At 64.6% G+C, this 9,022-nt stretch carries 8 protein-coding genes and 1 rRNA gene; all 9 read right to left on the bottom strand.

Annotation, left to right across the window (positions count from 1 at the left end):
- On the bottom strand, nt 1-490 hold a 490-nt coding region (locus MJ956_RS17950; protein WP_253965810.1), incomplete at its 3' end, for a fumarate hydratase C-terminal domain-containing protein.
- Nucleotides 451-1,419 carry a fumarate hydratase gene (locus tag MJ956_RS17945; protein WP_253965809.1) on the bottom strand — a complete coding sequence of 323 codons (969 nt, stop codon included), beginning with the start codon at nt 1,417-1,419 and terminating at the stop codon, nt 451-453. The genes MJ956_RS17945 and MJ956_RS17950, both read right to left, overlap by 40 nt.
- A 10-nt stretch (nt 1,420-1,429) precedes the next feature.
- Nucleotides 1,430-3,160 (bottom strand): L-aspartate oxidase, encoded by a 1,731-nt coding sequence (locus tag MJ956_RS17940; protein ID WP_253965808.1) that lies wholly within the window; start codon nt 3,158-3,160, stop codon nt 1,430-1,432.
- Nucleotides 3,161-3,179: 19 nt separating this feature from the next.
- Nucleotides 3,180-3,530: a succinate dehydrogenase/fumarate reductase transmembrane subunit gene (locus MJ956_RS17935; protein ID WP_253965807.1), complete on the bottom strand. Its 351-nt coding sequence runs from the start codon at nt 3,528-3,530 to the stop codon at nt 3,180-3,182.
- Complete coding sequence (locus MJ956_RS17930; protein WP_253965806.1) at nt 3,527-3,865, bottom strand: succinate dehydrogenase; 339 nt, start codon at nt 3,863-3,865, stop codon at nt 3,527-3,529. Before MJ956_RS17930 ends, MJ956_RS17935 begins: the two co-directional genes overlap by 4 nt.
- Complete coding sequence (locus MJ956_RS17925; protein WP_253965805.1) at nt 3,862-4,629, bottom strand: succinate dehydrogenase/fumarate reductase iron-sulfur subunit; 768 nt, start codon at nt 4,627-4,629, stop codon at nt 3,862-3,864. Before MJ956_RS17925 ends, MJ956_RS17930 begins: the two co-directional genes overlap by 4 nt.
- 3 nt (nt 4,630-4,632) lie before the next feature.
- Nucleotides 4,633-6,288, bottom strand: coding sequence for a thiamine pyrophosphate-binding protein (locus tag MJ956_RS17920; protein WP_253965804.1), 1,656 nt, complete (start codon nt 6,286-6,288; stop codon nt 4,633-4,635).
- A gap of 425 nt (nt 6,289-6,713) precedes the next feature.
- A complete protein-coding gene (locus MJ956_RS17915) occupies nt 6,714-7,745 on the bottom strand; it encodes a potassium channel family protein (protein WP_253965803.1) in 1,032 nt (343 codons plus the stop codon).
- A 437-nt stretch (nt 7,746-8,182) separates the two neighbouring features.
- Nucleotides 8,183-8,297, bottom strand: a 5S ribosomal RNA gene (gene rrf, locus MJ956_RS17910).
- Nucleotides 8,298-9,022 lie beyond the last annotated feature (725 nt).

Raw genomic sequence — 9,022 nt, 5'->3', positions numbered from 1 at the left:
GGGCGATGCCGAGGTCGTCCAGCCAGACGACATCCTTGACCCGTTTGATGCCGCGTCCCAGAAGCGCCCCCGTGCCGTAGCCGACCGTCGTCAGGTAGACGGCGCCGTGGGGCACGAGAATGTTCGCGTAGTCCTCCGCCGGCATCCCGCCCTTGCCGATGATGATTTTGGTTCCGGTCGTCTCCAGCCATTGCGGCATCCATTGGGAGAACCGGAAGCTGGCCGTGGCGGTGACGCCGCCGATCCGATAGGAGCCGCTTCCGTCGGGCGCGGCGGCCGGCGAACAGTGGAAATTGACGTTGCTGACGGCGGACAGGTCGAAGGGCAGCGTCTCGCCATCCTGAAGGATGCGCTTATAGACCCCCTCCCGCGCCGTGTAGACGATGCCGTCCAGGAAAACGATGGAGCCAGGCTCGAGCTGCGCGATGTCGTCCGCCTGGGCGGGAAGCTTCAAGCGGAATTGCTTGAGATTGCGGCTTGGGAATCCCATCCGACCGTCTCCCTTCGCATATAGGGGGTGAACCATTGTGGATCGGTGCGGTATTCGATCGATCCGTCGGCGTGGACACGCGCGGTCGCCCGGCGCGAACTGAGGCAGAAGGTGTGAATCGAAACCGGCATCCCGCCCGTATGGGTGAAGCCAACCTCGACATGGCAATCGACGACCATGGACGAGCCGACGAAGCCCATCGCGCCCATGCCGATCTTGTTGCCGATGTCCTTGAGTTCGCGTTCGAGCGCGGCGATCTCGGGATCCGGGTTGCGATCGCCAACCGTCCGCAGGCAGGCGGCCTGCTTGCCCAATTGCATACAGGTGTCCTTCGACCCGCCGACGCCGACCCCGACGATCGCCGGCTGGCACGCCAGGCCGCGCTTGCCGAAGGCGATCAGCGTATCGAGAAAGAAGCGCTTGATCCCGTCGATGCCGTCGCCGGGAAACAGCATCCGGTAATCGGTGCCGAACAGCCCGCCCTTGTGAACCGTGGTGATGTCGATCCAGTCGGCGCCGGGCTCGAAGCTCCATTCGATCTCCGGCGAATTGATCCCGACATTGTTGTTGTGCTCGGTGCGCCAGAGCGGGTGGACCCGGTTCGGGCGCAAGGGCACATCATGGGTGGCGCGCGCCGTGGCCGAGCGCAACGACCGCTCGGCGCCGACGAAACCTTCGTCGATGCGCGCCTCGTTGCCGACCTTCACGTAATAGCGCGGCAAACCGGTGTCGGCACACATCGGGCGACGGTCCTCGGTGGCCGCCTCCCAATTTTCCACCATCGACTGGAGCACGAAGGCCGACAGATCGCCTTGTTCGAGATCGATCATGCCCTTGATTCCGGTCAGGTAATCCTGCGGAATATCGATCGCCGCGTTGTGCATGATCTGGTAGGCGGCTTCCTCGATCCTGGCATTTTCTATCACCACGCGTTCCTCCTCAAGCGGCCGCCGTCGCATCGGCGAGATCGTCTGCCAGGAGCGACTGGCCCGGCTTCACGATGCTGAATTCGACGGGCACCATCTCGGTCTCGAGCCGATCCCCATCGAGCGAAATCTGCGTGTAGGCGGTCGTCTCCAGATCGCCGGTTTCCGGGAAGTCCTCGCGAAAATGCGCGCCACGACTGTCCTTTCGGGCCTGGGCGGCGGTCGCGATGACGCCCGAAATCGTCGTCAGGCTGTCCATATTGAGCCAATCGTGCCACGTCAGGTTGAAGGCTCGCTCGCCGTCGCTCAGGCCGGTCGTCCGTAGCTCGGCGAAATGGTCATCGAGCTTTTGCTGACCACGCGCGATACCCTCTGCCGTGCGCATGACGCCGACATCGTCCCACATGGTGTGCGACAGCCGTTCACGCAGCTCGAAGAGGTTGCCGGTCTTCAGCCCGAACGGCGTTTCGGCGCGCGCGATGCCGGCCTCGATCACCGTCTCGTCAGGATCGCGCCATGGCGCGCCCCGGCGGACCCATTCGGCCATGCTGTCGCCGGCAATGCCGCCGAAGACGGTCGAGTTGGCGACGCCATTGCCGCCGAGCCGGTTGGCCCCATGCACGCCGCCGCAATCCTCCCCGGCCGCGAACAACCCCGGCGAGGCGGTCGAACAGTCGATCTCGAATTCCACGCCCCCCATCAGGTAATGAGCGGTCGGCACGATCTCGACGCGCCCGCCGGCCAGATCGAAACCGCAGTCGGCACAGCGCTTGACCATCCCCGGAAAGGTCTTGGCGACAAATTCAGGGCCGAGGTGGCTCATGGTGATGAACGCCCCGTTCATCGGGCTGGTGCGCCCGGCCCGCATCTCGGCATAGATGCCCCGGCTGACGACGTCGCGCGTGGCGCGCTCCCCGCGCGGGTCGTAGCGCGTCATGAACCGTTCGCCATCGCCGTTCAGCAGATAGCCGCCGGCCCCGCGCAGCCCCTCCTCCAGCACCGTGCCGGTCATGCGCGTGCGCAGCCCGCCGAGCAGGCCGGTCGGATGGAACTGGACCATCTCCATGTCGCGCAGCTTCAGGCCGTAGCGTAGCGCCATGGCGAGGCCGTCGCAGGTCTTGTCGGCGGAAGGCGTGTGATAAAGATACATGGTCGGACCGGCGCCGGTCGCCAGAAGCACCGCCTTGGCCTGAACGAAGCGATAGACGCCCGCGCGCATGTCGATCAGGAGCACGCCCGCTATGCCGCTGCCGTCCGCGGCGGGAATAAGTTCGATGGCCCGATGCTCCTCGAGCTTGTCGACACCCAGGTTCCACACCTGCTCCATCAACCGGTTGATGATCTCGATGCCCGTCAGATCCGATTTGTGGACCGTGCGATCGAAGGTTTGCCCGGCGAACGCCTTCTGGTGGAGCGTGCCGTCGGGATTGCGATCGAAAAAACAGCCGACCTCGTTCTCCAGCTCGCGGATGCGCTCGACGGCGCCGGTGCAGAGCCGCCAGGCGAGATCCTGGCGGGGCAGCCATTTGCCGCCGCGGATGGAATCCATGAAATGACGCTCGACGCTGTCGCCTTCCGCCAGCGCGACGTTGTAGCCACCTTGCACCATCCGCGTGCAACCGCACTTGCCGACCAAACCCTTGACGACGAGGGTGACATCGAGATCGGGATTGGCCTGCTTGGCGTGCAACGCCGCGAACAGACCCGCTCCCCCGGTTCCCAGGATCAGAATGTCGGTCTTCATTCGTTCGGTCCGCATGACTTCAGAACGCCCCCATCAGAAAGATCAATCCGACGACGACGGCGCCGCCCGCGCCCCAGCCGATCAACGCCGGGCGGTCACCGGCTTCCTCGCGCCAGGGAAGAAGCTCCACGACGAGCAGCCGGGCGCCGAAGAACAGGTGGATCGCCAGCAACATGACGAGCCCCCATTCGGCGACCTTGACCAGCGGCATATCGGCGAAGGCCATGAAATCCTCGAAGGACCGCCCGGCTTCGAGGGCGAGGCCAAGCGCGAGGAAATGGACCGGCAGGAAGATCGCGAGCGCCAGCCCGGACAGGCGATGTCCGAGAAAAGCGACATAGCTCCGGTGTCCGCGCGGCGAAGACCTCATGCGCCCCACCCCGCCACCGCGTAGACAGCCCGTGCCCCGAGCAACCCCAGCAACAAGGCAAAGACGACCATGGAGGCGTCGATGGCGCGGGTGGGAAGTGCGGTCCACTCCCGCAGAATATTGCGCAAACCGATCGGCGCGTGGATCGCGACGCTGACGACGAACACAAGATAGAACAGCGGCCACAAGGCGTTCGCGGAGGTGCGCGCGAGAATTTCCTGGGCGGTCAATCCGCCACGCACGGCGTAAAGGATAACGGCGAGGTGAACGACGACGAGCGGACCCAGGATCATCGCGGTGATCCGCTGTAGCGCGAAGAGGCGTGCCTCGGTCAACGCTCCCTCCAGTTCAACAGATCGAGCAGGCTCATCCGCTTGATGCCGGCGATGCTGCGCGTCGGACTGATGCCGACGGGACAGTGCTTCACGCAACTGCCCTGGGTATGGCAGGACGAACAGCCCCCGTCCGCCGTCGCCATCGCAAGAACCTCGCGCGGCGCGGCATGGCGCTCGTCATTGAGCAGCGTCCACGCCCGGTTCAGCGCGGCCGGTCCGACATAGTCCTCGTTCCAGGAAACGACATCGCAGGCGGCATAGCAAACGCCGCAATTGATGCATTCGATGCCGGCATCGGCATTCTTGCGCTTGCGATCCCGCGGATCGACCGCCGCCACCTTCTCGTGACGCGTCAGCTTGCCCTTGAACTTTCCGCCGGCCCGATGCCATTTGTCGAAGAACTCGCTCATGTCGCAAACGAGATCCTTGATGCGGGGCATGTTGCGCATCGGCTCGATCGTCATTTCGCCGTTTTCGACGACCCGCTTCACATGGGTCCGGCACGTCCAACGCGGCCGTCCGTTGACGGTCATGGCGCAGGAACCGCAAACGCCGACGCGGCAGGCGAAGCGATAGGCAAGCGCCGGTTCGTGGTAGCGTTGAACCTCGGTGACGACGTCCAGAACGGTCTGATTTTCCCGCGCCGGAATCTCGTAGCTCTCGAAACGGCCGTCGTCCTTGCCGCGCCAGACGCGTACCTTGATGGTTCGTTCTACGCTCTCGCCCGGCATGGTGGTCTTCATATCCTCCTCGATATTGGCCACGGTTCAGTGCGCCGTCACCGCTGACGCCGCGCCGCGCAAGAAGACCGGCGCGGCCAGACTGTCGATGATCACGTTGACGCAGGTCGGCCGGGAACACGCCGCGGCGCGTTCGAGCGCAGCGGACAATTCCTCGGCGGTCTCGACATATTCGCCATGGCAACCGAATCCGGACGCCGCGCGGTCGTAACGCGCTCGATCGGAGAGTTCGCAGCCGATCAGCCGATCGGCCCCGTAATCGCGCAACTGGATCTGATGCTCGGCGTTCCAGCGGCTGTCGTTGCCGATAACAGCGACGATGTCGGCGCCCTCGCGAGCGGCGGTCTCGAATTCGACGAAATGGAAGCCGGCCGTCCCATCGCCCATAAGCACGACCACCGTCGCTTCGGGATAGGCGATCTTGGCCGCCACCGCGTAACACAGGCCGCCGCCGATCGCGCCGGAGGGGCCGTTGATGATGCGCCGTTTAGCGGTGCAGAAAGCCTGCGCCCATTGCCCGAATTCGCCGCCGTCGCAGACCAGGATCGCCTCGTCCGCCCGCTCGATGAGACGATTGACCTCGTCGCAGAGCGCGGCCGGGTGAATCGCGCCGTCGCCCGCGACCCGCTCGCCGCGCCAGCCGACCGCCTCCCTGACCGCGGCCAGCCAGCGATGGCTGGAACTGGCGCGGCCCCTGGCAACGAGCGCGGCGGCCGCCGCCGCGACGTCGGCACGGGCGAGAAACGCAAGACGCCCGCCGCAGGCGGCCCGCGCTCTGTCCAGATAGCCGGTATCGGGATCCACGATCACGAATTTCGCGTCCGCCGCGCCGAACCCCTTGCCAAGAAACCCGGTGGTGAAGTCGGCCGCCTTTCCAAGCAGCACCACGAGATCGGCCTCGGCTATGATCTCGGCAAAAGCGCCGAGCGACGGGTCACGCAGTCCACGCGGGCTCTCCATACAGACCACGGGCACGTTCAAGACGCTTTCCAGGCGATCGGTCAATCCGTCGGCGCGGCTTCGATTGTGCGCCGGGCCGGTCACGATCACCGGCCGTTCGGCGCGCGCGATCAATCCGCCGATATGGTCGGCCGCTTCGTCGCACAGCGACAACGGTACCGGTTCGAAAGCCTCGGACGCGGGGATCGAGGGAGACGTCACTTCAGCGCAGAGGACGTCGAACGCCAGCGCCATATGGACCGGGCCGGGCCGGCCGGATCTGGCCATGCGTATCGCCTGGGCGACCGCGGTGGCGAGTTCGCTTGCCCGTTGCGGCCTGGAACTCGCCTTGACGAGGGGTGCGGATATCTCGGTCTGGCCAAGCTCCTGAAAGGCGCCCATGCCATCCTGTGAAAGCGGGGAATCGCCGCTCAGGAGCAGGATCGGACTTTCGGAAAGCCGCGCCGAAAAGAGTGGCGACAGGGCGTTGGCAAAGCCCGGCGCGGCGGTTACGAGCGCTACGCCGACTTCGCCGGTCAGTTGGGCATGGGCCTCGGCCATGTAGACCGCCGCGGCTTCGTGGCGGACATGGACGATTCGGATACCGGCACTGAGACACGCATCGTAAATCGGCATGATCTGGTTGCCGGACAGGCTGAAGAGCGTCCGGACCCCAGCCGCGGACAGTGCCCGTGTGAGCAATTGCGCGCCCGTGGCCGCCTCAGGCGTCTCGGCATTCCCCATCAAGACCCCTCACCCCTGAGACATCGAGAAAATTGCTCGCATTAGTTTTTCGTTTTGTCAATGAATCTATTTTTGCTCTACGAAAGTCGAAATTAATCGCTGCACGGCTGTCAACGACGGAGCCAATCCAGCCGAGCGGGAGGCGTACGAGCAGGCGAATGGCCGGATTCGGACCAGGAGGCTGGACGTGGCCCGCGTCCAAGAAGTGGTTTTCCGCCGGAGCTCGCGCTGGCCGAGGGGCCGGCTCGAGCGATGCATTACGCGATGACTACGGTGACACGCAGTTCGACCACGAACCGCGCAACAACCGGCCTGTCGGCCAGTCGGATGTGTCCGCCGCGCCGCTCGACTATTTCCCGCACGATGGCGAAGCCGGGTTAAAAATGCCGCAGTTTCGCGGGAGCGGATCACCCAGCCGCAAACCGTTACGGCAGGACGCTGTCTCCAGCGTTCCGATAGACGTCCCGGTCCCAGGAAAAGCCGAGGGTCTCCACCATGTTCTTCAGCCTGTTGCGACGATACCGCACACGCGCCTCCACCATCGCATCGGCAAACGCGTCATCGGACGCGCAGATGAATCCCGAGGCACGGAGCGGCGTCAGTGCGGGCGGCGCGGCTACCGCGTCGTCGCGCCATTGACCCGGCAGCGAGTCGGCGATCATGTCGATCCCGTGTCGCAGCAGCGCGATCTGGGGATCCGGATCGGACTTGCAGCCATGTTCCAGGATCGTCAATGTCTCATTCAGCCGGGCGATTGCCACCGCATAGGAGGCCAGCGTGTCCGACGTGTGAAAGCGGTGGAGGAGCGGCAGATTGGTACTGGCCTCGGCTGACGTGATGACCGGCAGCGCGAGCAGGCTGACGAGCGGACCAAGATCCACGATGTCGCCGCTGCGATAGCGCTCAAGCACGGCGTAGGGACCATCGCCAGCCGATATGATGGCCATCGCTACCGACCGTCGCTGGGATATCTGGCTGGCGATCGTCACCATGAAACTGACCACGAAGGTCAGGAACAGGAAACCGGAGAGCGAGGCGAATGTCGTCACCATGCGCCAGGTGTCGTTGCCCGGCTTGATGTCTCCCAGACCCAGGGTGGATACGACATAGCCAGCAAAATAGAACCGCTCCAGCGTGCTTGCGATCGCCCCGGACGATGCGATGACAGCGGCCTCTTCGGACGAGACGTAGAGCAGGCTCCAGCCGAGCCACAGCATCGTCACGCTGACGACGGTTCGCGTCGCGACACAGTAGGCACCCAGTAAATTCAGCTGGTTGCGATTCCGGGAACGCCGAACCCACCACAAGACCACCCGACTGACGAGATCCTCGAAGGGGCGGGTCAAAATTCCCGCGCTGGCGCCGATCCGAAAGAAGCCGCCAATGGCGTCGACGATGGTCACCACGACCAGGGCGGATCCGGCGACAATGAGAAGAACAGATAGCGTCTGGTCCATAAAACCCTCGCCGGATACTCAGCCGATTTCGGACCGGCTTGCGAGCAGCGCCTCGACCGCGTGCCGAGGCCCCATATGGGCCATGAACCCCGCCCGACAATGGCGATCAGCCGGTTTTGCTGGATGCGGCCAGCCCCCGCAGGGTCTGCCATGATGCAGACACGTCACGTAACGGCTCGGGCAGGATGGCGTAACGGTTGGCCCGCTCTTGACGCCCCTTGTACGCGGCTACCTGCTGGTTTGTTGCATCCGCCGGGGTGGCCGTGCGGGACGGAGTGATGCGGCTTGGGGGCGGGGCCGGGGGCATTCGAACGCGGAGCGCCGGCGCGCAGGCGTGGCGCCGGTTCGAACGCAAGACGCCCCTCGGCTTTTGGGCGCGAGGGGCGTTTTGGTATGGCTGGTTTTTTGTGAAGATGGAGAAGCTTTGCGATTTGCAGACCTGGCGGCGACCGACTTTCCCGCGTCTTGAGACGAAGTATCATGGGCGCTGGGGCGTTTCACGGCCGAGTTCGGAATGGGATCGGGTGCGGCCGCCCCGCTAGAACCACCAGGTCGGCAAATCGCAAAGCGTGAGAAGCTGGGAGGTGTTTTTTTTGGGGCCTCAATCGCCGGCGCGGACATCCGTCCGCTTGGCTACGGGCCGGACGGCCCGCCGCTCCGGTCGGAGCGGGGCTGTCCTCGCCATGGGCTGCCTGCGGCAGCGGGCTCGGACGGAGCTTATGATTTCAATCGCGGCATCCGAGCCGGCACGATGAGCCGGCCTGGAGGTCCGTATTGATGAGGCGCTGGATCTGCAGGGAATTGAGAGTAAGTGTGTTGGTTTGTCTCGTAGCCCGAGCTTCGTTGCCGAAGGAGGCGCCGTCCGAGCGCGCGGCCATGGGCCGCCTATCGCTAGGATCAGTCATCGGAGCCGTCTTGCAAATCGAGAACCGATTTGAGGCGGAGATGCCGGAGCGTCTCCGACGCGGAGGCGCGCGACTGCAACGGCGGGCCTTAGGGCCCGTAGCCAGGCGCACGGCAGTCAGAGGCCGCCCCTTTTTTGCCGGGGGATTGGCCGACGCGCCTGATGGCGGGAGAGCCGAGGGCCCGGATGGGCCCGCTGGCGACTGAAGCTGAGAAAGAGACAATGTTCACCCCGGTTTTTTCTTTGCCCATGAGCCTGATCCAAAAAGTCTACAACTTTTTGGGGTCATGGGGGCCGGTGAACATTGACGAATGAGAATGATCAAGCCGATCGAGCGATTAGTACCGGTAAGCTTCATGCGTTGCCGCACTTC

The organism is Aurantimonas marianensis (assembly GCF_024195285.1).
Classification (GTDB): domain Bacteria; phylum Pseudomonadota; class Alphaproteobacteria; order Rhizobiales; family Rhizobiaceae; genus Aurantimonas; species Aurantimonas marianensis.
Note: the sequence above shows the minus strand (reverse complement) of the source record. Positions and strands in the feature narration are given on the sequence as shown.